This is a genomic window from Paraburkholderia sp. SECH4 (assembly GCF_030511745.1).
GTDB classification, from domain to species: Bacteria; Pseudomonadota; Gammaproteobacteria; order Burkholderiales; family Burkholderiaceae; genus Paraburkholderia; species Paraburkholderia madseniana.
On record NZ_JALOCP010000021.1, the window covers coordinates 125,942 to 149,302 of the forward strand.

General features: G+C 62.7%; 23 protein-coding genes. 17 read left to right on the top strand and 6 right to left on the bottom strand.

What is annotated here, in order from left to right:
* Positions 1-222: 222 nt before the first annotated feature.
* Together M0D67_RS25725 and M0D67_RS25730 are read right to left on the bottom strand one after the other, a co-directional pair.
* On the bottom strand, positions 223-456 hold the full coding sequence (locus M0D67_RS25725; protein ID WP_054039234.1) for a hypothetical protein: 234 nt from the start codon (positions 454-456) through the stop codon (positions 223-225).
* Positions 457-521: 65 nt separating this feature from the next.
* A complete protein-coding gene (locus M0D67_RS25730; protein WP_054039235.1) occupies positions 522-989 on the bottom strand; it encodes an Lrp/AsnC family transcriptional regulator in 468 nt (155 codons plus the stop codon).
* A 155-nt stretch (positions 990-1,144) separates the two neighbouring features.
* Between M0D67_RS25730 and M0D67_RS25735 the strand changes: the two genes are divergently transcribed.
* Together M0D67_RS25735 and M0D67_RS25740 are read left to right on the top strand one after the other, a co-directional pair.
* On the top strand, positions 1,145-1,774 hold the full coding sequence (locus tag M0D67_RS25735) for a LysE family translocator (RefSeq protein ID WP_154564321.1): 630 nt from the start codon (positions 1,145-1,147) through the stop codon (positions 1,772-1,774).
* 186 nt (positions 1,775-1,960) lie between these two features.
* Positions 1,961-2,281: a YnfA family protein gene (locus tag M0D67_RS25740; protein WP_154564319.1), complete on the top strand. Its 321-nt coding sequence runs from the start codon at positions 1,961-1,963 to the stop codon at positions 2,279-2,281.
* 136 nt (positions 2,282-2,417) lie between these two features.
* Here the strand turns inward: M0D67_RS25740 and M0D67_RS25745 are convergent, their stop codons facing one another.
* Positions 2,418-2,927, bottom strand: coding sequence for a DUF1993 family protein (locus M0D67_RS25745; RefSeq protein WP_154564317.1), 510 nt, complete (start codon positions 2,925-2,927; stop codon positions 2,418-2,420).
* Positions 2,928-3,233: 306 nt separating this feature from the next.
* Between M0D67_RS25745 and M0D67_RS25750 the strand changes: the two genes are divergently transcribed.
* The 5 genes from M0D67_RS25750 to M0D67_RS25770 all read left to right on the top strand — a co-directional run bounded on the left by M0D67_RS25750 (position 3,234) and on the right by M0D67_RS25770 (position 8,403).
* Positions 3,234-4,790: a protease pro-enzyme activation domain-containing protein gene (locus M0D67_RS25750; protein WP_266240270.1), complete on the top strand. Its 1,557-nt coding sequence runs from the start codon at positions 3,234-3,236 to the stop codon at positions 4,788-4,790.
* Between the two features lie 223 nt (positions 4,791-5,013).
* Positions 5,014-6,678 (top strand): S10 family peptidase, encoded by a 1,665-nt coding sequence (locus tag M0D67_RS25755; RefSeq protein WP_266240271.1) that lies wholly within the window; start codon positions 5,014-5,016, stop codon positions 6,676-6,678.
* A gap of 253 nt (positions 6,679-6,931) precedes the next feature.
* Complete coding sequence (locus tag M0D67_RS25760; protein ID WP_266240272.1) at positions 6,932-7,585, top strand: hypothetical protein; 654 nt, start codon at positions 6,932-6,934, stop codon at positions 7,583-7,585.
* A gap of 399 nt (positions 7,586-7,984) precedes the next feature.
* Positions 7,985-8,131 (top strand): hypothetical protein, encoded by a 147-nt coding sequence (locus M0D67_RS25765; RefSeq protein WP_166618253.1) that lies wholly within the window; start codon positions 7,985-7,987, stop codon positions 8,129-8,131.
* Positions 8,132-8,136: 5 nt separating this feature from the next.
* Positions 8,137-8,403, top strand: coding sequence for an RNA-binding protein (locus tag M0D67_RS25770; protein ID WP_154564309.1), 267 nt, complete (start codon positions 8,137-8,139; stop codon positions 8,401-8,403).
* A gap of 136 nt (positions 8,404-8,539) precedes the next feature.
* On the opposite strand, the gene nadE is transcribed toward M0D67_RS25770, so the two are convergent.
* Positions 8,540-9,400 carry an ammonia-dependent NAD(+) synthetase gene (nadE, locus tag M0D67_RS25775; RefSeq protein WP_266240273.1) on the bottom strand — a complete coding sequence of 287 codons (861 nt, stop codon included), beginning with the start codon at positions 9,398-9,400 and terminating at the stop codon, positions 8,540-8,542.
* Between the two features lie 414 nt (positions 9,401-9,814).
* Here nadE and M0D67_RS25780 point away from each other — a divergent pair, with 414 nt between their 5' ends.
* Positions 9,815-10,825 carry a L,D-transpeptidase gene (locus M0D67_RS25780; RefSeq protein ID WP_266240274.1) on the top strand — a complete coding sequence of 337 codons (1,011 nt, stop codon included), beginning with the start codon at positions 9,815-9,817 and terminating at the stop codon, positions 10,823-10,825.
* An 87-nt stretch (positions 10,826-10,912) separates the two neighbouring features.
* Here the strand turns inward: M0D67_RS25780 and M0D67_RS25785 are convergent, their stop codons facing one another.
* Complete coding sequence (locus M0D67_RS25785) at positions 10,913-12,472, bottom strand: AarF/ABC1/UbiB kinase family protein (protein WP_266240275.1); 1,560 nt, start codon at positions 12,470-12,472, stop codon at positions 10,913-10,915.
* Between the two features lie 175 nt (positions 12,473-12,647).
* On the opposite strand from M0D67_RS25785, the gene M0D67_RS25790 reads away from it, so the two are divergent.
* On the top strand, positions 12,648-13,403 hold the full coding sequence (locus M0D67_RS25790; RefSeq protein WP_266240276.1) for a DeoR/GlpR family DNA-binding transcription regulator: 756 nt from the start codon (positions 12,648-12,650) through the stop codon (positions 13,401-13,403).
* A 108-nt stretch (positions 13,404-13,511) separates the two neighbouring features.
* On the opposite strand, the gene M0D67_RS25795 is transcribed toward M0D67_RS25790, so the two are convergent.
* The gene (locus tag M0D67_RS25795; protein ID WP_266240283.1) at positions 13,512-14,621 is read right to left on the bottom strand and encodes a 2-aminoethylphosphonate--pyruvate transaminase; all 1,110 of its coding nucleotides are present in this window, start codon (positions 14,619-14,621) and stop codon (positions 13,512-13,514) included.
* A 375-nt stretch (positions 14,622-14,996) separates the two neighbouring features.
* Between M0D67_RS25795 and phnS the strand changes: the two genes are divergently transcribed.
* From phnS to M0D67_RS25835, 8 genes are all read left to right on the top strand, one after another.
* Positions 14,997-16,088: a 2-aminoethylphosphonate ABC transporter substrate-binding protein gene (gene phnS, locus M0D67_RS25800; protein WP_266240277.1), complete on the top strand. Its 1,092-nt coding sequence runs from the start codon at positions 14,997-14,999 to the stop codon at positions 16,086-16,088.
* 88 nt (positions 16,089-16,176) lie between these two features.
* Positions 16,177-17,277, top strand: coding sequence for a 2-aminoethylphosphonate ABC transport system ATP-binding subunit PhnT (gene phnT, locus M0D67_RS25805; RefSeq protein ID WP_054039278.1), 1,101 nt, complete (start codon positions 16,177-16,179; stop codon positions 17,275-17,277).
* Positions 17,255-18,199 carry a 2-aminoethylphosphonate ABC transporter permease subunit gene (locus tag M0D67_RS25810; RefSeq protein ID WP_154564295.1) on the top strand — a complete coding sequence of 315 codons (945 nt, stop codon included), beginning with the start codon at positions 17,255-17,257 and terminating at the stop codon, positions 18,197-18,199. Before phnT ends, M0D67_RS25810 begins: the two co-directional genes overlap by 23 nt.
* A complete protein-coding gene (phnV, locus tag M0D67_RS25815) occupies positions 18,189-19,052 on the top strand; it encodes a 2-aminoethylphosphonate ABC transport system, membrane component PhnV (protein WP_154564293.1) in 864 nt (287 codons plus the stop codon). Before M0D67_RS25810 ends, phnV begins: the two co-directional genes overlap by 11 nt.
* Positions 19,053-19,146: 94 nt before the next feature.
* Positions 19,147-19,881, top strand: a complete 735-nt coding sequence (locus M0D67_RS25820) for a phosphonate utilization associated transcriptional regulator (RefSeq protein ID WP_154564291.1) — start codon at positions 19,147-19,149, stop codon at positions 19,879-19,881.
* Between the two features lie 57 nt (positions 19,882-19,938).
* Positions 19,939-21,195, top strand: a complete 1,257-nt coding sequence (gene phnA, locus M0D67_RS25825; protein ID WP_154564289.1) for a phosphonoacetate hydrolase — start codon at positions 19,939-19,941, stop codon at positions 21,193-21,195.
* Complete coding sequence (gene phnY / locus M0D67_RS25830; RefSeq protein ID WP_154564287.1) at positions 21,192-22,643, top strand: phosphonoacetaldehyde dehydrogenase; 1,452 nt, start codon at positions 21,192-21,194, stop codon at positions 22,641-22,643. Before phnA ends, phnY begins: the two co-directional genes overlap by 4 nt.
* A 4-nt stretch (positions 22,644-22,647) precedes the next feature.
* Positions 22,648-23,208: a phosphonate degradation HD-domain oxygenase gene (locus M0D67_RS25835; RefSeq protein ID WP_168435864.1), complete on the top strand. Its 561-nt coding sequence runs from the start codon at positions 22,648-22,650 to the stop codon at positions 23,206-23,208.
* Positions 23,209-23,361: the final 153 nt, after the last annotated feature.

Here is a 23,361-nt window from a genome sequence, read left to right on the forward strand (position 1 = left end):
GCGCTTCTGGACGCAGTGGCACGTTGAAGCCCGCAGGACCGGGTAGGGGGATGGGCGATGCGGCGTTGTGGGAATTCCAGTTCCATGACGTCGATACGCAACTAACGGTCAAGCCCCGCTCGCCTCCCCGAATAACGCGACGCCCGCCTCGGTGGAAACTGAAGACGGCCACCGCACGCGTCCTACGCAGCAGCTATGCAGTGAAGAGACCGGCTATGCCACTCACCGATTGCCGTCAAGCAGATCGCCAAGCAATTCGTCGAATGCGGCCTGCGCATCTTCGAGTTCCTGCAACGCAGCGTCGAACGTTTGCAGCGCGAACTGCGAAGGCTGGCCGCTGCCGGCCGGCGGGAATTGCGATTGCAGTGACGCGAAGGCCGCCTTTACCCGCGTGGTTGCAGTCAAGACGCGCTCCATCGCGGCTGATTCTTCGGCTCTCGCCTGTTCGTGATCCATGAAAACTCCGTGCTCGTCTGGTCGGCTCGCGCCGTATCAAATGCGTGACTATGCCACGTCCGCAGTCAGGACAGCGGCAGGCCGCCGTTAGCCTTGATTTCCCGGAGTGACAACGCCGATTCCACCGAAGTCACGCCCGGCAGGCTGCGCATCTCATCGCGCATGAACGTGCCGTAATCGTCGAGATCGCGCGCGACCACCTGCAGAATATAGTCGGCGCTGCCCGACACGTTGTGGCACGCCAGAATTCGCGGGATTGCCTGGACCTCGCGTTCGAAACGGGTGGCCACCGCGCGGTCGTGCACGGCAAAACGCACATAGACGAACGCGACGACGCCGAGGCCGAGGGCGGAGCGCGAAAGCATCGCGCGGTACTGATCGATATAGCCGTCGTTTTCGAGGCGCTTGAGGCGGCGGGCGCAAGGTGTCTCGCTCAGGCCGACCATGTCGGCGAGCCGTGCATTCGACATGCGGCCGTCGTTCTGCAGCGCGGCGAGGATCGCGCGGTCTGTTTTATCGAGGTCGGTTGTCATGGCTTTGGGGTGTTGACAGTGCGTTGGCGGAAAACATGGCTCGGGAGTGGAATGTTAGCGTATTCCTTCAAAGATGAGGACGCTGCTCCTGTATTTCGCCAGCAAACCCTCCGCCGACGACGGCAAGATAGAGCCCTTGAAAACAAGAGGCTTCTATGATTTCCGCACACCTTCTGGTCGTTTATATCGCTGCGTTGTTTGTGGTTTATGCCGTGCCTGGGCCCGACATGGCGCTGGTTCTGCAGACCAGCATCGGACGCGGCGTGCGCAGTGGCTTCGCCGCGGCTGGCGGCCTTGGGGTGGCGCGGGCCACCCACGTCACATTGTCGGCATGCGGGGTGGCGGCGCTGCTGCGCAGTGCGCCCTGGTTGTACGACGTGGTGCGTTACGGCGGCGCGGTTTATCTCGCGTGGGTTGGTATCCAGATCTTCCGTTCACCGGTGTTCGCATTGCCCGAAGGTGGTGTGATGGGCGCCGAGTCGCGGCCGTTGCGGACCGCTTTCGTCAAGGGCTTGCTGACCAATCTGTTGAACCCGAAAGCACTGTTGTTCTGCTCGGTGTTATTGCCTCAGTTCGTGCGTCCTGTAGCCGGACCGGTTGCGCTGCAGATGGTCGAACTAGGTTTGGTGCTGCTCGCCATCGGCGCATGTTTCGACATCGCGTACGCGATTGGCGCGGCGCGCATTGCCGGCTGGATGCGGGCTCATCCTCTCGCGCAGACACTGCAGCGTTGGACTTTCTCAGCGGCGCTGATCGGCTTTGCGTTGCGGCTTTCGCTGGACTGACTGACTTCCGGACTTCCGGATGTCGGCACACGGTGATGCGATGCCCACGACAGGTAGCGAATAGAGTGGCGCGACGCGACTGTCGACGCATGCATCATGCCCGCGCGCTAAGTGATTGTGTTAATAAAGCCGATAGACAGCCGCGTACCGTCCCGCGGCAACACAACCGCTCGCTTCTATCTGTCGATGAAAACTTTTCTGCTTTATGCCGTGACCGCCATTGCCGAGATCGTTGGGTGCTATTTGCCCTGGCGTTGGCTGAAGGAGGGGGGCTCCATCTGGCTGCTGGTGCCGGGCGCGCTCAGCCTCGCATTGTTCGCCTGGCTGCTGACGCTGCACGGCACCGCCGCAGGCCGCGTATATGCGGCTTACGGCGGTGTGTACGTGGCAGTGGCGATCGTGTGGCTATGGGGCGTCGACAAAGTGCGCCCCACGCTGTGGGATGCGGCCGGTGTGGCATTCACCCTGGCCGGCATGGCGATCATCGCGTTCCAGCCGCGTGTTTGACGCCGCACGTGTACTGCTCGTGCTCGTACGCGCCTCATGAGCGGTTCATGCGCCGGTTCGCACGCGGCCGATGTGCGGCTCATGTGCAGTTCATGTCGCAATCACATGGCACTCACGCCACAGCGCATACGCCTTCTTACTTGATGCCGCCCAGATAGTCGAGCTTGCCAAGTTCGACACCGTTGTGACGCAGAATGTCGTACGCCGTCGTGACATGAAAATAAAAATTCGGCAGCACGAAACCGAGCAGATATGACAGGCCCGTGAACTCGATCGGGCCAACGCGCATTTTCAGTGTGATCGGACGTTCTTCAGATCCGTCGATCTGTTGCGGATTGAATTCCTTCAGATAATCAATCGTCTTTTGAAGGCGAGCATCGAGTTCTTCGAAGGTCTGTTCGACGTCGTCGTACTTCGGTGCTTCGACGCCGGCCAGACGGGCGGCGCAGCCCTTCGCCGTGTCGCTCACGATATAGACCTGGCGCAATAGTGGCAGCATGTCCGGCGCGAGCCGGGCGTTCGTGAGCACGGACGGGTCGATCTGTTTCTCTGCAGCGTGCGCCTCGGCCTTGCCGAGGATGACTTGCAGGTTAGTCATGCCGCGCACCAGCACGGGCAATGACGCTTGATACATCGAAATTGACATGGGGTTCCTCTGATTCTTCGATCGTGCGCGCGGGTGGCGCGCGAGGCGCTGCAACGGCTGGATTGCCGCTTCAGCATGATAGCGCGGGTGCTGCGCGATGCGCATTGATCGAACGCGGCGTTAGCCATTCGGACAACTGCCGCGCACGCCGGAACTGTGTTCGAATGCATGGGTCGGACGATTTGGCGAAGTTCTTGAAACAGCAATCCGCCGCTGGCCACGCGGCGGTGAGTTCGTGCAGGCGCGTGCCGTGCCTGGGGTCTGCTTTGCGGCCCGCGCCGTCACGCTAACAGGAGAATCGACACCATGGTCAATAGACAACCGCTGCCGGGAAGCGAGCGCACGGCGGAACAAGGTTCGACAGTCGTTGGGCAATGCGATCCGGCAGAACGGATCGAGGTTTTCGTGATGCTGCGCCGTCAACACCAGGCGCAGTTCGACGCACTGATGAGCAAGATCGAAGCGGGCGACCCGAGCGTCAAACCTCTATCGCGGGAGGCCTTTGCAAAAGATTACAGCGCCGCTCCGGACGACATCGCCAAGGTCAAAGCCTTTGCCACTGCACACGGCCTGACGGTGGTGCGGGAAGATCCGGCAGCGCGCCAGGTGGTGCTGAGCGGCACGATCGCGCAGTTCCAGACCGCCTTTGGCGTCAAGCTGGAACACTACCAGCACCACACGGCGGGCCAGTTCCGCGGCCGAACCGGCACGATCAGTGTGCCGGACGATCTGCACGGCATCGTGCAAGCCGTGCTCGGCCTTGATAACCGGCCTCAGGCGCGGCCGCACTTTCGCATCCGGCCGCCGTTCCAGCCGGCCAAAGCGCATCAGGCGTCCTTTACGCCGCTGCAGCTCGCGTCGCTGTATCAGTTTCCGCAAGGCGACGGCAGCGGCGAATGCGTCGGCATCATCGAACTTGGCGGTGGGTACAACACGTCCGACCTCACGAGTTACTTTGCGAGCTTGGGCGTCGCTTCACCCAAGGTGAAATCTGTCGGCGTCGATCAGGGTAGCAATCAGCCGAGCGGCGACCCGAATGGGCCTGACGGCGAAGTCACGCTCGACATCGAAATCGTCGGTGCGATTGTGCCTGGCGCGACGATCGCGGTCTATTTCACACAGAACAGCGACGCCGGTTTCATCGACGCAGTAAGCCGAGCGGTGCATGACACGACCAACAAACCCTCGGTCGTTTCGATCAGTTGGGGCGGCCCGGAGTCGAACTGGACCAGCCAGTCGCAGCAGGCATTCAACAGCGTGCTGCAAACGGCGGCAGCACTCGGTGTGACGGTCTGCGCGGCGTCGGGCGATAGCGGCTCGAGCGATGGTTCCAGCGGCGATCAGGTCGACTTTCCGGCGTCGAGCCCTTACGTGCTGGCATGCGGCGGCACGAGCCTGAGCGCGTCGGGCACATCGATTTCGCACGAGGTGGTGTGGAACGACGGCGCACAGGGTGGCGCAGGCGGCGGTGGCGTGAGCCGGACCTTTCCGGTGCCGGTGTGGCAACAGGGTCTGTCGGCCACTTCATCGAGCGGCGCGAAGACGGCGCTCAGCGGGCGCGGCGTGCCGGACGTCGCCGGCGATGCATCGCCCATCACCGGCTATAGCGTATTGATCGACGGCACGCAGACGGTGGTCGGCGGCACCAGTGCGGTTGCACCGCTGTGGGCGGCGTTGATTGCGCGGATCAACGCGGCGAAGGGGCAACCGGCCGGTTTCATCAACCCCAAGTTGTACAAGGCGCCGGCTGCGTTCAACGACATCACCCAGGGCAACAACGGCAGCTTCGCCGCGTCGCCAGGCTGGGATGCGTGCACGGGGCTCGGCAGTCCCAATGGTCAGAAGGTGGCGGCGGCACTATAGTCTGATGAGTCGCGGTTCAGTTCGGAACGCGCCTCGCTGATTGCCGGCTCCGGCGCTCACCGGCTGTCCGCGCTTGGTCCCGGTGCGTTGCGTTCTGGCCGCAGGCGGTACGGTGCTTGCCTTCAGGAGACGCAGGCAACGCAGGACACACGAGTGACATCAAGAGACATCGAGACACATCAAGAGAGACACACCAAGACTTTAACGAATCCATGGAGCGATCATGACGAACACCGAGTCAGCTTCCGTTAGTCCGCAGTCGTCACACAACACGCATGCTTCGCCCGCGACGGCCGCCGCCGGCACGTCGCACAAAGCCGGAGATCAGCCGTTCTTCGACCCGGTCGCGTATGGCAACGGTCCGGACGATTCCGTCACCGATACCTCGGAAACAGCCGCGGTGACGCACCATTCGACCACGATCGGCGGCCAGAAGATCAACTACACGGCGACGGCGGGTCACCTCGTCATTGTCGACCCAAGCAGTTCGCAGCCTGAAGCCAAGATGTTCTACGTCGCGTTCACGCAGGACAACCAGAAGGAGGAAACCCGCCCGGTAACGTTCTTCTACAACGGCGGCCCGGGTTCGTCTTCGGTGTTCGTGCTGCTGGGCTCGTTCGCGCCGCGCCGCATCAAGACATCGATGCCGGGCTTTACGCCGCCCGCGCCATATTCGATGGAAGACAACCCGGACAGCCTGCTCGACAAGAGCGACCTCGTCTTCATCAATCCGGTCGGCACCGGCTACTCGGCGGCCATTGCGCCGAAGACGAACCGTGCCTTCTGGGGTGTCGACCAGGACGCCGACTCGATCAAGCAGTTCATCAAGCGCTTTCTCACCAAGAACAACCGCTGGAATTCGCCGAAGTATCTGTTCGGCGAGTCTTACGGCACGGCGCGCAGTTGCGTGCTGGCGTACCGGCTGCACGAAGACGGCGTCGATCTGAACGGCATCACGCTGCAATCGTCCATTCTCGACTACACGCAATCCGGCAACCCGGTCGGCGCGTTGCCCACCACCGCGGCGGACGCGTGGTATCACAAGAAACTCGGCATTGCGCCGCGGCCAACCGACCTCGGCACGTTTGCCGAAGAAGTGGCGCAATTCGCGCGCACCGACTATCTGGCGGCGCTGCGCAAGTTTCCGACGACGGATTCCGCAACCGTCGAAAAACTCAGCGAATACACCGGTATCGACAAAACCACCTTGCTCGCCTGGAGCCTCGACATCGCATCGTACGACAGCCGCGGCAATTCGCTGTTCCTGACCACGCTGCTGAAATCGCAGGGTCTCGCGCTCGGCGAGTACGACGGCCGCGTGACGGCGATCAACACCGGCATCGCCGGCAAGATCGACCCGAATTCCGGCGGCAACGATCCGACCATGACGGCGGTGACCGGCGTCTATACGACGATGTGGAACGTGTATCTGAATGAGCAGTTGAAATACACGTCGAATTCGGCGTTCACGGACCTCAACGATCAGGCATTCCAGTATTGGGACTTCAGCCATATCGATCCGACCGGCGCGCAGAAGGGGCTCGACGCGAAGGGCAACATCATTCTGTACACCGCCGGCGACCTTGCCGCCGTGATGGCGCTCAATCCTGACCTGAAGGTGCTGTCGGCGAACGGTTTCTTCGACTACGTCACGCCGTTCTATCAGACCGTGCTCGATCTACAGCAAATGCCGCTTGTCAGCCAGCAGGTCCGGCAGAATCTGTCGGCGCGTTTTTATCCGTCGGGACATATGGTCTATCTCGACGGTGGTTCGCGCACCGCGCTCAAGGCGGATCTCGCCAGGATGTACGACACGACGGTGTCCAATACCCAGGCGCTCTTCCGTATCCGCGCCTTGCAGGCTCGGGTGGTGCAAAAGGCGAAGTAGCTTGCGGTTGCGCGTTGCCTGAGCCGTGCCCGGGCGCGGCGCAGGCAACTGCGCCGCCTTTGTACGGTGTGTCGACACGGTCCTGCCACGTGTATTCGTGCACGCCAGGACCGCGCTGGCGTTCACCTGCGAGCGCCTTGGGGCGCATCTTCACTAACCTGCGTCTGTATGCCTTTTTCGCGCAGGGATTTTGAATGTGTTTTAATTAGTCTGCGAATTGAACTATTGCGCGCCGCTGCCGGCGCGCCAACGAATGAACGCAGGCATTGCAGACGGGCGCCGCATCATCTATTACAGCGACGCAACCAGCAGGACATACCAGACGGTTCCGCCGACGCCTGCGCGCCGGTGGAGTGCGGCGCGTCCCGGCCGCAAGATGCGTCTTGCGTTCCTGCTTGGTTTCACCGCGATATTCGCCTTGCGCGTCGGTGAAGTCCAGGCTCAGGATTCAGCGATGCTCGACGAGCACGTCACGCAGGAGTCGGTCGGTGAAACGATTTGCCGACCCGGCTATGCGGACACGGTTGCACCACCGTTCGACGAGTTGATGGCCCACAAGGACCGCATGCTTGCCGCGCGCGGCATCACTGCCGACAACGGTCCCGCTTTCGCGCTGGACAGGCGCGTGCCCATTGTGCTCGGCGGCTCGCCGAACGCACCCGCCAATCTCGATCTTCTGCCGTGGGCAGGCCAGCAGGGCGAGCGTCGCAAGGCGCGCGCCGCGGTCATGCTCAAACGCTGCGTTTGCGAAGGGAAGCTGAGTCTCGCGGAGGCGCAAGCCGCGATTGTCGGTAACTGGTCGGTGGTCTATTCGGGCTTTAGCCAGACGTCTTGCGATGTGAGCCGTCTCGATGTCGCAACCGGCGACAGCAATGGACGAGGCGACGGTCGCGACAGCGCGCCATGAGGCCGCCTGTCTCCGACGGCGTCGACGCTTCGTCCGCGGTGCTGGTTCACGTGCCGTAAGGCAAGAATGCATGGTGGGTGAGCGCGCCGAACGTGCAAGCGGCGGACTGATCCCGACGATCAGCCCGCCCTTTGCGCACGTCCCCCGCAGGATGCCGGTGGCGATAAATGTCGCTGTCCGGTGCGGCCCGATTTTTGCGTCCAGCGTCCGCGTCTGGTGCGTGTACCGGGCCTGCACCACTGAATGAACATGTGTTTTGCTATTTTTATCGCTGCTTATTCAGGTACAGTGCATTAACGGAAGTTTTTTAGGTCCGTTTTTACGACATTGTGTCGCATCGCTTTTGTTGTCGATTGTGGCTATCCTGAAAACAGGACGAAATTCGAAGGGGAGATTTAAATGATTGCCTTCTATCTGACATTGGCTGCTGTGGGTGCGGCCGGCGCCGCCTTGATCCGCCAACTCGCGGCTGCTCAGGCGAAACAGCGTGCAGCGCTGCGCCCGGTGCGAGTGCAGGCTGCGGATCGCAGCGCGCGCCGAGGGTAGGCGGCATGAACCTGATCGTGCGCAATATCGCGGAATCGTGCAGCGAGCAGGAAGTGCGGGAATTCCTCAAGCGTGAGCTTGGGCATTACGCGAAACACGTCGAGGTGGTCGACGCCGGAAAACCCAGCGCCTACGCTACTGTCGAGTTAAACGCGGAAGTGCCGTATGTGGGCGAGGTGATCGCGCGGCAGATTCACGGCAAGCATTTGGGCGGCCTGACGCTCGAGGCCAGTGCTGATCTGTTTAGTGACGACACACCGCCTGCTCACTGAGTCTGTCGCAACCGCGTTTGCCGATTGCTTCGAATGCGCCGCGTGGGGAGAACGCGCTGCGTCAGGCGCAAATTCCTGACGGGCATCCTCCCCGCGCATTCTGGTTGTTACTTCCCTTTTCTTTACTTCCCTTTTCTCATTCCCCGCCTGTCTTCACTGGCCAATCGAACGGCGTGTAGGGCAGCGCCCGCTTGTGCCGCGTGACATCATAGAAGCGCAAGACTGTTGCGCGCGCCGCGTCGCTCACCGGTTTGCCTTCCAGAAAGTCGTCGATATCATCGTAAGGGATGCCGTATGCGTCTTCGTCCGGTCGTTGTGGGCGCAACATTTCCAGGTCGGCGGTCGGCACCTTGTGCGCCAGCGATTCGGGTGCGCCCAAGGCTTTGGACAGTGCCCGCACACGACGTTTGTTCAGGCCGGTGAGCGGCAGCACATCGGCGCCGCCGTCGCCGAACTTCGTGAAAAATCCCATCACCGATTCGGCCGCGTGATCCGTGCCGATCACCACGCCGGCCCGTGCGCTGGCTACCGCGTATTGCGCGATCATTCGCTGGCGTGCCTTGATATTGCCGTGGACGAAATCCTGCTGAGAGTCGTCGTTAAATCGCACACTGCTGTTATCCAGTGCGGCGAGCATTGCATCGGCGGCGGGTTTGATATCGATGGTGAGATTTTCGTCCGCGCGAATGAAGCTCAAAGCCTGCTGCGCGTCGGCTTCATCTTTTTGCACGCCGTAGGGCAAACGGATCGCGACGAAACGCGCGTCGTAATGTTCGGCGCGCAGCCGCTCGACCGCGAGTTGTGCAAGCCGACCGGCGGTAGTCGAATCGACGCCGCCGCTGATGCCGAGCACGTAAGTTTTCAGGCCGTTGCTGCGCAGATAGTTCGCCAGAAAGGCGACCCGGCGCTCGATTTCCTGTGCGGCGTCGAACTCGGCGGCGACATGCATTTCCGCTGCGATGCTTGCCTGGCGTGCGGCTGGGTCCTGTTGCGTCATGTTCCTCTTTCCTCCATGTGCGTAACGCGAGTGTCAACCATGAACGCTCGCGCGGATTGCTCGAGCGACCGGTCCACGAACGAGCCGATTCTGCGAGCATGTCGTGACGAATCGGTTTCGCGGTTTTATCGCGGATTGGCTTTCAATTCACTTTGCGCTGCTTTTAAAACCGCGGCGCAGAGCGTCGAATATCGGTTGTTAATACGGTGATATGGGTGAATTAGTCGAGTCTTCATCGACAGATGCCAATGTGCTTAGTAACATCCTCGTTCCGAGTGCCGCCGTGAGCCGGCGAGCAATCAATAATAATCAGGTTTGCTCAAATACGCGATGAACTACCCCAATTGGCCTCGCCAGCCTGCACCGGACCGCAGTACTTCCGCATCGGTAGATCGTCGAAGCGAAGTGGTGTGTATGTCGGATTTACGCTTCGTGCCGAGTTTCGCGCGCGCCGTTGGTTCAGTGCGCTATCTGGCGCGCGTGTTTGCGGCTGTCTTTTGCGCGGCGTCATGTGGCGCCGCTATCGCAGCGTCGGGCACGGTTTCGGCTTCGGGCGCCACGTCCGCCCGACCATCGGCATCCGCAGTGGCGAACCACCCGGCGCGCGCGGTCGACGCGTCGGCCGTTGCCGCGCCCGGTGCGGCCGGCGTGGTCGACCCGCGTCGCGCGTTTCTGCTGCGGGACGTGTTCGCGCAAGACGTCACGCGTCGGCTGAAAGTGCCGGCCACGGAGCAGCGCGCCTATGCCGACCGTCTGCAAACGGCGCTCGGCGAGCACATGCTCGGCAGCCTGTCGGGCGAGTATGTCGTGCTGGTCGATCGCAACGCGAACGTGCAGGCGCTGTTCATCTATTTCCGGGCAACGCCGTCCGACAACTGGCAGATGATCGGCGCGTCGCCGGTCTCAACGGGCAGGCCTGGCGAGTACGACCACTTCATCACGCCGCTCGGCGTGTTCGAACATACGCCGTCCAACATGGACTTTCGCTCCGAAGGCACACTGAACGAGAACCACATCCGCGGCTACGGCAAGCGCGACATGCGGATCTTCGACCTCGGCTGGGCGCAGGGCGAACGGGGTTGGGGCAAGGGTGGCATGTCGCAGATGCGTTTCCAGATGCACGCCACCGATCCGGACCGGCTCGAGCCGCTGCTCGGTATTCGTCATTCGAAGGGCTGCGTGCGGATTCCCGCTTCGCTCAATGCGTTTATCGACCACTACGGCATTCTCGACGCTGAATATGTCGCGCTCGTCGAGTCCGGCAAATCGCTGTGGGTATTGAAAAGCGATCGCCAGGTGACGCCGTGGGCGGGGCGCTACATCGTCGTGGTGGATTCGGCGCGCAAGAGTCGCCCGGCCTGGGCGCCAGCCCCGGGAAGCAAGGTGCGCGCGAAAGTGCCGGCCGGCGCCGACACAGCGGATTAAGCGGCGGGTTAAGCGGCGGGCGAGGGTGCTGAGCCGATATCGAACTGCCGGGACGCAAGACGCGCGTCTTGTTCGAAGCTGCAATCATCACCACATCAGCAATACAGTCCCCGCGCCAAGTACTCCGCCGCACACCGCGCACGCCCACAGCAGCACACGCGTGCGCCGATATTCACGGCTGATATCCAGCATCAACTGTGCATTCTGCTGCGGGGTGCGGGCGCGATCGTGCTCATGCTGCAGATAGCGCACGGCCAGTTGCGGCACGCGCGGCAGCATATGCGCCAAATGCGGCAACTCGCGCGAGATGCGCTTGATCCAGCCGCGGTGATCCATGTCGCGCCGCGCTATGCCCGCCAGCACGCCGCGTGTGACATTCCACGTATCGACGCCTGGATGCAGCGCACGCGCGAGCATTTCCGCCTGCTGGAACGAGCGCTGGGCGGTGGCGAGCCGCCCGGACACGGCGCCGTCGAACGGATGCACGGCGTGCAGCAGATGATGAAAGAGCGAACCCGCCGAGCGCTCCTCCGGCGCGGCTGCGAAGTGCGCTTCGGCGCGCGTGCGCAACTCGGCTTCGAGCATCTCCTTGCGCGTGTCGTCGGACACATGACCGGCGTCGCGATGCAGTTCGGCGAGCCGGCCGTAGTCCTGGTCGAAGAGGGCGGTCGCGCCGTGTACGAAGAATTCGCGCTCGCCGGTCGACAGACTCGACATGATCGAAAACTCCGCCAGCACGAGACGTCCCAGTGTGTCCGGTTCGATGCTCACGCGCACCTTGCGCGCGTCGAGCGTCGCGTGAAAAAAGCCGTGCTCGAATGCCTGTTCAGTCACCACCTCGACGATATGTGCAGCCAGCGGCGCAAGCTTGACGTGATGCAAATGCAGGCCGGGCAGGTCGCTGGCGGCCAAGGTGCTGACGCGTTGCATCGTCAGCGTCTGGTTGGTGCACAGGTCCCAGATCACGACCGGCACGACGATGCGCCGGTCGCCGTCGAAGTGATGGCCGGTCTGGCTCAGATTGGCGGCTTCGGCGCGCAGGTCGAAACGGCGCTGGATGTCGTCGGTGAAGGTCTGCGCCAACGTCCGCAGTTGCAGGCGGCGGGCCGAGCCGGAAAGTTTCTCCAGCCAGCGCGCGACCCAGCGCAGAAGCGCGAGTTCGTCGCCGATCTGTTGCAACTGATCGGCGCGCACCAGCTTGATGGCCACTTCGCTATGGCCGTTGACCGGCACGATAAGCCGCGCGAAGTGCGTCTGTTCGGCAAAGCCGCCGCGCACCGGCACCAGATCGACTGCACTGAAGATCGTGGCGAGCGGCCGGCCGAATGCGCGTGCCAAAGCCTGTTCGGATTCCTGCGGCGGCAACGGGGCTTCGAGATGATCAATTGCGTCGATGGCATCGTGCAGGGTGCCGGTCGCGAGTTCGGGCCGCTCGACCAGGGTCTGCGCGAAGCGGCTTGCGAGCGGCCCGAGCGCGGGCAGCACGCCGTGCAGGCTCGCGCCGCTGCGCCCGGCCGCGTGCACGCGGCCGATCAGCTCGATCATCCAGTGCAGTTTGTGGTCGGATGGGGCGGCAAGCCAGAGCAGGCGTGCGCCATAACGCAACGCGTGGAACAGCAGCAGTAAACGGCGAAACAGTGGCGGCATCGGCAGTTCGGTTGACGGACTACGCGGCTTCGACAGGCGTCGGCGCGCGGCCAAGGCGTTCAGGTTAGCAGGTAAGCGCCGTAAGAGGAGCATCCCCGCGCCACGCGTAATACAATACCGCGGCCTTCTCCAATCGTGGCGAAACCCAAGCGTGCCGGCTCCCGGCCTCCAATAGATGCTCGCAGAACAACGTCACCAATACATCCTGGCGCAAGTCGCCAAAACCGGCGCGCTCTCGGTCGCTGAACTGGTGCGCGAACTGAATGTGTCGCGCGAGACGATCCGCCGCGATCTAAATGCACTGGCCGGGCGCGGTCTGCTCGTCACGACCCACGGCGGCGCGCTATCCAGCGACCGGCGCGAGCCCGACCTCGATACGCGAGAAGGCGCCAACGCCGGCGCCAAGCGGGCCATCGGCGAACGCGCGGCCGAGTTCGTGCCGGACGGCGCCTCGCTGATCATCGATTCGGGCAGCACCACCCAGGCGGTGGCCCGGGTGCTGCTCGACCGGCATCGCCTGTCGGTCTATACGAACGATTGGCGCATCGCGCTGCTGCTTGGCCGCCGCAACGATAACCGCGTGACGCTGCTCGGCGGCGAACTGTCGGATATCGAAGACGCCACTTTCGGCCTCGACACGGTCCATCAGTTGACGCAGTACCACGCCGACTTCGCCTTCATTGGCGCGGGCGGCATTTCGCCGGACGGCTACCTGACCGACTACAGCCGCATGGCCGCCGAAGTGCGCAGCCGTATGATCGCCGCCGCCGACACGGTGGTGGTCGTCGCCGACCACTCGAAGTTCGGGCGCGTGACGCCGGTGCGCATCAACGGTATCGAATCGGCGCGCTATCTGGTCACCGAATTGGCGCCGGAGAAGGCGCTCGGCAAGGCGATCACGGCGCATGGGCCGGAAATCCTGATCGCCTGAGCGGCTGTGCCCACGGAGCACCCGAGCGGCTGGCGGCCTGGGCGCATGAGCGAGCGCCCCACGTACCTGCGCACCACGGCCGCTCCGCGGCATCCACGTCACTTCACTTCACTTCACGCGAATCCCGAGCCATTTGAGCGCACGGTCGATCGCGGCCACCGCGTTATGCAGTTCGTTCGCATCGATCGCGCCGATGCAACCCACGCGGAACGTGTCCACTTGCGTCAGCTTGCCCGGATACAGCACGTAACCCGCCTCGCGCACCGCGGCGTAGAAGTTTGCAAAATTCCACGCGGGGTCGCGCGGCGCGTAGAACGTGACGATCACCGGCGCCTGCACATCGGGTTTCAGAAACGGTTCGAAGCCGAGCGCTTTCATGCCGCTTACCAACGCCGCACAGTTCTGTGTATAGCGCTCACCGCGCGCCGCTTGTCCCCCTTGCGCGAAGAACTGATCGAGCGCCTGACGCAAAGCCGCGACCACATGAGTCGGCGGCGTGAAGCGCCACTGCGTCGTCTTCTCCATATAGACATATTGATCGTACAGATCCAGCGCGAGCGACGGCGAGCGTCCTTCGCTCTGTTCCAGCACGCTGCGCCGCACAATCACGAATCCTATGCCCGGCACGCCTTCCAGGCATTTGCCGCTCGCCGAGATCAGCGCGTCGATGCCGCCGCGCCGTAAATCGATCGGCAGCGCGCCGAACGAACTCATCGCGTCGACGATCAGACTTTTGCCGTGCCGCTGACACACCGCGGCGATATCGTCGAGCGGATTGAGCAGGCCGGCGCTCGTTTCCAGGTGGACTTGCGCGACGTGAGTGATACGCGAGTCGCGATTCAGGGCGTCTTCGATGGCCGCCGCGCTGACCGGTTCGTCTTCGCGCAGCGTCAGTTCCACATAAGCGATCCCCATTCGCTGCAATATCCGGATCAGACGGGCACAATACGCGCCGTTGTTCGGAACCAGCACGCAGCCTTGACGCGGCACCAGCGTGCCGAGCGCCGCTTCGACCGCGAACGTGCCGCTGCCTTGAAGCGGCACGCATACATAGTCACTTTCACCATGTACGATTTTGACCAGGTCAGCGCACACGCTATGGGTCATACGGTTGAAAGCGGCGTCCCACGAGCCCCAGTCACGCAGCATCGCCTCGCGGGTTTGCCGCGAAGTGCTCAACGGGCCCGGGGTCAACAGGATCGGATCGTTTCCAGGAATCACACAGCCTCCGTCATCAGATGAATGTCCGTCGCCCGGGGAGGGTGACGAAAAGATTGATTTGGATATTATTGGCGAATTGTGTCAATTTTTGGAATTCGACAGAATAGTCATGGCGTTGTCATGGAAACCTGTGATCCTTGCCGTGCCCGTTCAGGCATGGCCGGCAGCGCGAGTGTCGTAGATGAGCTGTAAGTCAGGCTGGAGAAGAAGCGGCAAAGTTGTCGGCAATCTGCAATCCGCGCGAATTCGGGCGAAACTGCACGGCAACTGGCTGCGGGCAACACGCAAGCGGCGCGGCGCTACCGCCGTTCAATCACAACAGGTATCGGGATATCCCGACCGTCTGGTTTTTTGCCTTTCGGAGAGAGCGACATGACAAAGACGAATTCCCTTCACGCCACGGCTGGCCTCGCACGCAAACTGTTGCCGGCGCTGATCGCCGCGGCAGCATTCGGCGGCACGGCGATGCAGGCCCATGCGGCTGACGCAGTGGTGCTGTACACCGCCGACGGCCTCGAAAACCTCTATAAGGATGTGCTGCCGGCCTTCGAAAAGAAGGAAGGCGTGAAGGTCAACATCGTCACGGCAGGTAGCGGCGAAGTGGTGAACCGCGCCACCATCGAGAAGGATCAGCCGAAGGCCGACGTGATCGTCACGTTGCCGCCGTTCATCCAGCAAGCCGACCAGAGCGGCCTGCTGCAGGCTTATCAGAGCGCCAACTACAAGAACGTGCCGGCGATCGCCAAGGCGCCGAACGGTTCGTGGGCGACTTTCGTGAACAACTACTTCTCGTTCGCGATCAACCCGGACGTCACCAAGAACCAGCCGAAGACCTTTACCGACCTGCTGCACCCGGACTACAGCGGCAAGGTCGCCTACTCGAACCCGGCTACGGCTGGCGACGGTATGGCCGTGATCATCCTGACCACGTCGCTGATGGGCGAAGACAAGGCGTTCGACTATCTGAAGAAGCTCGAAGAGAGCGCCAAGTTCCACACCAAGGGCACGGGCTACCTCGACGTGCTGCTCTCGCGTAACGAAATCGCCTTCGCCAACGGCGACCTGCAGATGGATCTGGACGATGCAGCGAACGGCGGTCTGTCGCTCAAGCCGATTTTCCTCGCAGCCAAAGCCGGCGATAAGCCGACCACCTTCCAGTTGCCGTACGCGATCGGCCTGATCAAGAACGGCCCGAATCAGGCAGAAGGCAAGAAGCTGATCGACTACCTGATGTCGACCGACGTGCAAGCCAAGGTGCCGGATATCTTCGGCATCCCGGGCCGCACGGACGTGCCGCTCGCCGGCAAGAACGGCGAAGCAGTCAAGAAGGCGATTGCCGGCGTGACGCTGATCCCGGTGGACTGGACGCAAGTGATGGCGAAGAAGGCTGACTGGACGGCACGCTGGAAGAGCGATGTGATCGGTTCGTCGGGCAAGCAGATCGAAGTCGTCAAGCCGAAGTAAGCCGGACCGTTCGCCATTGAGTCAGGCGGCGCCCTCGCATTCGTGCGGGGCGCCGTATCAGCATTAATCCAGTTGGAGGATGAACCCGGTGAATACGGCCAGTCTTGCTCACCCAGGCGCGCTCGGCGCCTCACCGGACGCGCTCGACGGCGCGCGTTCGAACACGCCGGGCGGCGTGCAGATCGACCATCTGACGGTGCGCTTCGGCACGCGCACCGTGCTCGACGATCTGTCGCTGACCATTCAGCGCGGCGAATTGCTCACCGTGCTCGGCCGCAGCGGTTGTGGCAAGACCACGCTGTTGCGCTTCATCGCCGGGTTCATCGAAGCGGACGGACTGTCGGGCACCTTGACCGTCGCCGGTCACGACCTGACGCACGTGCCGCCGCATAAGCGCAATCTCGGCTTGCTGTTCCAGAGCTATGCGCTGTTCCCGCATTTATCGGTATTCGACAACGTGGCTTTCGGCTTGCGTGCGCGCCGCACGCAGTCGAAGGATGTCGCGCGACGTGTCGCCGACGCGTTGAAGCTCGTGCAACTGGGCGACGCCGGGCACCACATGCCGGCGCAATTGTCGGGCGGCATGCAGCAGCGCGTGGCGCTTGCGCGTGCGCTTGTGATCGAACCCGATGTGTTGTTGCTCGACGAACCGCTTTCCGCACTCGACGCCAATCTGCGTGCCTCGGTGCGTTCCGAACTGAAGGCGCTGCACGAGCGCCTGCCGAATCTGACGATCGTCTGCGTGACGCACGATCAGGACGACGCGCTGGTGCTGTCCGACCGCACGCTGCTGATGCGCGAAGGCCGCATCGCGCAACTCGGCACGCCGCAACAGTTGTACGACACGCCGAACGACGGTTTCGTCGCGCGTTATCTGGGCGCGGCCAATCTGTTGCCGCCGCAGGTCGCATTCGGCATGGACGACGTGCGCTACAACGAGCGCGAGCGGGTGGCCTGTCTGCGTCCGGAAGCGCTGCGTATCGTGCCGCTTGGCGAGGGGCAATTGCATGGCGCGATTACGTCGGTCGAATGGTACGGCGCGGTGTTGTCGGTGTCGGTCGCTCTGGACGCGATGCCTAACGAGCCCGTGCTGGTCACCATGCAGCGTGGCCACGGCATGATGCCGGAGAAGGGCGCGCGTGTTTCCCTGCGTTATGAGGCTGACGATGTCGTCCTTATCAACCCCTGATACCCCAAATTCGATCAGCGAAGCCGCTGCCGATGCCCGCCGCAGCGCGAGCGCGGCCTCGCACACGGCGGCGGTGAAGCGACGCGAACGCGCGGCGCAATGGCATCTTCTGTTCCTTGCGGTGGTCGTGCTGGGTCCGCTGGTGATCTATCCGCTTGTACGTCTGGTGCTGTTGAGCTTCACGGGCCCGCACGGTTTGAGCCTGCAGGCCTACTCGGCGTTTTTCGGCAATCCTGAAACGCGCGGCGTAGTCGGCACCACGCTGTGGATTCTGTGTGTGAGTGCCGGGCTCGCATCGTTGCTCGGTATCGGCCTCGCGTCGCTCTTGTTCTTCAAGCCGTTTCCCGGCGCGCGTATGGTCACGCGATTCCTCGAACTGTTCGTCGCGTTCCCGTCGTTTCTGGTCGCGTTCACGCTGATCTTTCTGTACGGCTCGCAAGGCTCGGTCAGCATCGCCTTGCAGCAGCTTTTTCATCTCGAGGCGCCGCCGCTCAATTTCCTGTTCGGCGTGGGCGGCGTGATTCTCGCGGAAGTGGTCTTCTACGCGCCGTTTGTCGTGCGTCCTACGCTGGCGTCGTTCGCCACGCTCGACATGCGTCTGATCGAAGCCGCCCGCAGTCTCGGCGCGAGCGGCTGGATGGTTGCATTCAAGGTGATCCTGCCGCTCGCGTGGCCGGGCATCGCCGCGGGCACGATCCTGTGCTTTCTGCTGACCTTGAACGAGTTCGGCATTCTGCTCGTGCTCGGCAGCGCGCATCTGATTACGCTGCCGGTCGCGATCTACAGCTCGGCGACCGTCGACCTGGATCTGCCGACCGCCGCCGCCGGCGCGGTCGTGATGCTGATCATGTCGTTGTCGCTGTACGCGTTGTACCGCCAGGTCAACCGTCGCAAGGTGAAAGGAGCGGGCCATGGCCGTTGAACTCGACCCAACCGTTTTGCCGGTTATGCACAAGAAGGCGCGGCCGGTGCGCCGCAGTCTGCCGGTACGCATACTCGGCAGTCTGTTTCTCGGCTTTGCCGCGTTGCTGTGCTTCTGGCTGTTCGTCCTGCCGGTGCTGGTGGTCGCGCTGTCGAGCGTGGCCGGGCACTGGTCGGGCACGATCCTGCCCGACAGCCTCAGCACGCGCTGGTTCGAGCGCCTCGGCTCCAGCGACTTCGACGCGCTGACGACGAGCCTCGCAATCGGCATGGGCGTTGCCGTGCTCGGCACGATTCTCGGACTGTGGCTGGCACTGGCGCTCGAAGGCCGTGACCGGCGCGGTCTCGGCGCGTTCGTCGACACCATCGCGATGATGCCCAACGGCGTGCCGAGCGTGGTGCTCGGGCTGGCCGTGCTGATCGCGTACCACAAGCGTCCGCTCGATCTGTCGAGCTCGGCGGCCATCGTCGTGTTCGTGCAGCTCGCGCTGGTGCTGCCGTTCTGCTACCGCTGCGCGGCCGCCGCGTTGCGTCCGGAATTGACCATTCTGCGCGAAGCGGCAGCGAGCCTGGGTGCGCCGCCGTCGATGGTGCTGCGCGGCGTCGTGCTGCCGCAACTGGTGCCGGCGATCCGCGCGAGTCTCGCACTCGGCTTCGCGCTCTCGCTCGGCGAACTCGGCGCCACGCTCACGGTGTACCCGCCGGGCTTTGCGACGGTGCCGATCGTGGTGGTTGGGCAAGTGGAGCGCGGGTATTACCTGCCGGCCTCCGCGTTGTCGCTGATTCTGCTGATGGTCTCGCTTGCCGCGCTGCTGCTGATCGCGGCGCGTGTCCCGCGCCGTCGGGTGGACTGACGGGCACCTTCTGATTGTTGTGTTTGCGTGGCGCATGCCAGGCGGCGGGCGCGCAAACACGAAAACACATATCGATGTGGCGAAATTTGTCAAAATGACCGAATATATGCAAACTGCTTCTGTCGATCCGATTGAGGTTGTGCGCAGGCATTCGCTGACGACGCTGGTCCGCGACGAAATCGAACGGCACATCATCGAAGGTGCGCTCGCACCCGGCGACAAACTCAACGAAGCCGACTGGGCCGCGCGTCTGCAAGTGTCGCGCGGGCCGGTGCGCGAGGCGTTTCGCGCGCTGGAGCAAGCGGGCCTCGTGCGCACCGAAAAAAACCGCGGCGTGTTCGTGCGAACGGTGTCGCTGGCTGAAGCGGACGAGATTTATGCGGTGCGCGCGGTGCTTGAGGAAGCGGCGTGCCGGATGCTGGCTTCGCGTATCGATGCGCAGAAGCTTGCGGTGTTGCGCGAGTGGCTCGACGCGATGCGCGCCGCGCTCGATGCGCAGGATCACGATGCCTACGCGCGCGCCAACGTGGCGTTTCACGACGCGATCGTGGCGGCGTCGGGCAATGTGAAGCTATATGAGACATATCGAAGGCTGGTGAGCGAGTTGAGTCTGTTTCGCCGCGCCGCGCTGGTGGTGCATGCCGACGCGATGGAGCGCTCGCTCGCCGAACATCGTGCGATTCTGACGGCGCTGGCCTCGCGCGATGCCGAACATGCCGCGGCGCTGATGCATGCGCATGTGAACGGCGGCCTGCAGCGCGCGCGTGAGGCGTGCGAACCGGCGGGGTCGTTGGGCGCGGTGCAGATGTCGGCGGCATCGAACGATTGAGGCTGGCTGCAACGGATTGACCAGAGCACGCGTGCTCTCAACGGATGGAAGGTAATGATGGCAAACGCAAGCGAACGTACGATCGAAGTCAACGGCCGCAGTTACCGGCTGCCCTCGCAACCGACGGTCGTAGTGTGCGTCGACGGCTGCGAATACGATTACCTCGAAGCCGCGGTCGCGGCGGGCGTCGCGCCTTTCATCGGCAAGATGCTCAAGGGCGGCGCGGCCTTCAAGGGCGATTGTGTGATTCCGTCGTTCACCAACCCGAATAATCTCTCGATCGTGTGCGGTGTGCCGCCCTCGGTTCACGGCATTTGCGGCAACTACTTCTGGGACCCGGACGCGAACGGCGGCGAAGGCGCGGAAGTGATGATGAACGATCCGGCCTATCTACGCGCGGGGACCTTGCTGGCTGCCGCGGCGGACGCAGGCGCGGCGGTCGCCGTGGTCACCGCGAAAGACAAGCTGCGCCGGCTGCTCGGCTGGCAATTGGAGGGCATTTGCTTCTCGGCGGAAAAAGCCGACAAGGTGACGCGCGAAGAAAACGGCATCGATGAAGTACTCGATCTGGTCGGCTTGCCGGTGCCGGATGTATATAGCGCGGGCTTGTCCGAGTTCGTGTTCGCCGCCGGCGTGCGGCTTGCTGAAACCCGCAAGCTCGACCTGATGTATCTGTCGACCACCGATTACATCCAGCACAAATGGGCGCCGGGCACCGAAGGCGCGAATGCGTTTTACGCGATGATGGACGGCTACCTCGCCAAGCTCGACGCGCTCGGCTGGGTGATCGGCCTCACCGCCGACCACGGCATGAACGCCAAGCATGATCCGAAGACCGGCGAGCCGAATGTGATCTATCTGCAGGACGTGCTTGATGAATGGCTTGGTGCTCGCCGCGCCCGTGTCATCTTGCCGATTACCGATCCCTATGTCGTGCATCACGGCGCGCTCGGTTCGTTCGCGACGATTTACTTGCCGCACGATGTGAGCGTTACGCAGGTGATTGAGCGAATCGGCGGATTGCAGGGCATTGAAGTCGTGCTCGACAATCACGCCGCTTGCGAGCGCTTCGAACTGCCGAATGACCGCGTCGGCGATATCGTCGTGGTGAGTACCCGACATGTGGTGCTCGGCACGCGTCGCGATGAGCACGATCTGTCCGGACTGACCGTGCCGTTACGCTCGCACGGCGGCATCTCCGAGCAGGAAGTGCCGTTGCTGTTCAATCGCCGCGTCGAGGGTTTGCCTTCCGGGAAACGGTTGCGCAACTTCGATATCTTCGACGTCGCGTTGAATCACGTGTCGGCATCATGAACGCCGTGCTGCGGGATCATCCGGCATTTCGGGCGGAAACGCTGCGGCTTAAGGGCGAGCACGCGACGCGCTCGCGCACGCTCGATGTGTTCGATCCTTATACAGGGGCGCGGGTGGGCACGGTCCCGTTGGCGAGCATCGACGATGTACGCGCCGCGTTTGAATACGCCGCCGCCTATCAAGCGAAGCTCACGCGCTACGAGCGCTCGCAGATTCTCGAGCGCGCTGCGGCGTTGCTGCGGGAGCGGACCGAGGAGGCCTCGGATCTGATTTCGCTCGAGTCGGGTTTGTCGAAGCAGGATTCGCGCTACGAGATCGGCCGCGTCGCCGATGTGTTCAAGTTCGCCTCGATCGAAGCCCTGCGCGACGACGGGCAGAGTTTTTCCTGCGATCTCACGCCGCATGGCAAGAAGCGTCGGGTGTTTTCGCAGCGTGAGCCGCTGGCGGGTGTGATCGTCGCGATTACGCCGTTCAACCATCCGATGAACCAGGTCGCGCATAAGATTGCGCCGGCTATTGCAACCAATAATCGTGTGGTTCTGAAGCCGTCGGAGAAGGTGCCGTTGTCGGCGTTTTTTCTGGCGGACATTCTTTATGAAGCGGGTTTGCCGGCACCGATGCTGCAAGTGCTGACCGGCGATCCGCGCGAAATCGCCGACGAACTGATTACGCATCCTTTGGCCGATCTCGTCACTTTCACCGGTGGCGTGGCGATCGGCAAATACATTGCGGCGAAGGCGGCTTACCGGCGAGTCGTGCTGGAACTGGGCGGCAACGATCCGCTGATCGTGCTCGAAGACGCCGATCTCGATCGTGCGGCGACACTAGCCGTGCAGGGTTCGTATAAGAACTCCGGGCAGCGGTGTACTGCAGTCAAACGGATGCTGGTGCAGAAGAGCATCGCGGCGGATTTCACCGATCTGGTCGTGGAGAAGACGCGCGCATGGACCTATGGTGATCCATTCGACGCGTCCAATCAGATGGGCACCGTGATCGACGTCGCCGCCGCGCAACTATTCGAGGCGCGTGTGAACGAGGCTGTGGCTAGTGGCGCGCGCTTGCGCATCGGCAATCAGCGCGACGGCGCGCTTTATTCGCCGACGGTGCTCGATGGCGTCGACCCGTCAATGACGCTGGTGCGCGAGGAAACGTTTGGCCCGGTGTCGCCGATCATTACCTTCGATACGCTCGACGACGCTATTCGTATCAGCAATGGGACGCCATTCGGGTTGTCGTCCGGTGTGTGCACGAACCGGCAGGACGCGATCACGCGCTTCATCAATGAATTGCGCGTGGGAACAGTCAACGTGTGGGAAGTGCCGGGATACCGGATCGAGCTGACGCCGTTCGGCGGCATCAAGGATTCCGGGCTTGGCTATAAGGAAGGTGTTCAGGAAGCGATGAAGAGCTTCACCAATCTGAAGACCTTTTCATTACCTTGGGAGTAAGAACGTGGCATTGAGTCTGAACGACATCCGTTCGTTATATGAGCAATACGGCAAGCTCGCCTATAGCGGTGAGCCTGTGACGCAGCTTGAGCATGCGCTGCAAAGCGGCGCACTGGCGGAAGAGGCGGATGCGGACGATGAACTCGTCGCCGCCGCGTTTCTGCACGACCTCGGCCATTTGCTGAATCTGCAAGGCGAAACGCCGACGGAGCGGGGCATCGACGATCTGCATCAGTATTTCGCGCTACCGTTCTTGCGGCCGGTGTTGTCGGACGCGGTGCTGGAGCCGATCCGGTTGCACGTCGACGCCAAGCGCTGTCTCTGCGCAATCGACGATGCGTACTTCGGCCAGCTTTCCGCTGATTCGGTGCGGAGCCTGGAATTGCAAGGCGGCATCTTCAGCAAGGAAGAGGCTGAGGCGTTCCTGCAGAAACCCTACGCGGAAGACGCATTGCGTCTGCGTAAATGGGACGATCGCGCAAAAGAAGAGAACCGTGCGACGCCGGGGCTCGATCATTTTTTGGGCGTAGTCGAGCGCGTGATGCAGAAGCACGTGGCCACCTGAACGAGGTGGTTTTCGGCTGAGCGTCGGGTGAGCTTGTTGTGCCACTCGTTTTCAATTCTCGCGCCATTTCTGGCGCAGTCCATGCGTATCAAAATAACGCTTGCAAGGGGCCGTCCGGCTCGCTAGAATCTCGCTCTTTCGTGCTTCGGACAC

Bases quoted from the DNA above. Each gene is read 5' to 3' on its own strand.
- M0D67_RS25780 (WP_266240274.1), top strand. From the start codon at position 9,815: ATGTCGGATTTACGCTTCGTGCCGAGTTTCGCGCGCGCCGTTGGTTCA.
- M0D67_RS25820 (WP_154564291.1), top strand. From the start codon at position 19,147: ATGACCGAATATATGCAAACTGCTTCTGTCGATCCGATTGAGGTTGTG.
- M0D67_RS25760 (WP_266240272.1), top strand. From the start codon at position 6,932: ATGAACGCAGGCATTGCAGACGGGCGCCGCATCATCTATTACAGCGAC.
- nadE (WP_266240273.1), bottom strand. From the start codon at position 9,400: ATGACGCAACAGGACCCAGCCGCACGCCAGGCAAGCATCGCAGCGGAA.
- M0D67_RS25765 (WP_166618253.1), top strand. From the start codon at position 7,985: ATGATTGCCTTCTATCTGACATTGGCTGCTGTGGGTGCGGCCGGCGCC.
- M0D67_RS25790 (WP_266240276.1), top strand. From the start codon at position 12,648: ATGCTCGCAGAACAACGTCACCAATACATCCTGGCGCAAGTCGCCAAA.
- M0D67_RS25730 (WP_054039235.1), bottom strand. From the start codon at position 989: ATGACAACCGACCTCGATAAAACAGACCGCGCGATCCTCGCCGCGCTG.
- M0D67_RS25750 (WP_266240270.1), top strand. From the start codon at position 3,234: ATGGTCAATAGACAACCGCTGCCGGGAAGCGAGCGCACGGCGGAACAA.
- M0D67_RS25740 (WP_154564319.1), top strand. From the start codon at position 1,961: ATGAAAACTTTTCTGCTTTATGCCGTGACCGCCATTGCCGAGATCGTT.
- phnS (WP_266240277.1), top strand. From the start codon at position 14,997: ATGACAAAGACGAATTCCCTTCACGCCACGGCTGGCCTCGCACGCAAA.
- phnV (WP_154564293.1), top strand. From the start codon at position 18,189: ATGGCCGTTGAACTCGACCCAACCGTTTTGCCGGTTATGCACAAGAAG.
- M0D67_RS25810 (WP_154564295.1), top strand. From the start codon at position 17,255: ATGTCGTCCTTATCAACCCCTGATACCCCAAATTCGATCAGCGAAGCC.
- M0D67_RS25745 (WP_154564317.1), bottom strand. From the start codon at position 2,927: ATGTCAATTTCGATGTATCAAGCGTCATTGCCCGTGCTGGTGCGCGGC.
- M0D67_RS25755 (WP_266240271.1), top strand. From the start codon at position 5,014: ATGACGAACACCGAGTCAGCTTCCGTTAGTCCGCAGTCGTCACACAAC.
- phnY (WP_154564287.1), top strand. From the start codon at position 21,192: ATGAACGCCGTGCTGCGGGATCATCCGGCATTTCGGGCGGAAACGCTG.
- M0D67_RS25735 (WP_154564321.1), top strand. From the start codon at position 1,145: ATGATTTCCGCACACCTTCTGGTCGTTTATATCGCTGCGTTGTTTGTG.
- phnA (WP_154564289.1), top strand. From the start codon at position 19,939: ATGGCAAACGCAAGCGAACGTACGATCGAAGTCAACGGCCGCAGTTAC.
- M0D67_RS25725 (WP_054039234.1), bottom strand. From the start codon at position 456: ATGGATCACGAACAGGCGAGAGCCGAAGAATCAGCCGCGATGGAGCGC.
- M0D67_RS25785 (WP_266240275.1), bottom strand. From the start codon at position 12,472: ATGCCGCCACTGTTTCGCCGTTTACTGCTGCTGTTCCACGCGTTGCGT.
- M0D67_RS25770 (WP_154564309.1), top strand. From the start codon at position 8,137: ATGAACCTGATCGTGCGCAATATCGCGGAATCGTGCAGCGAGCAGGAA.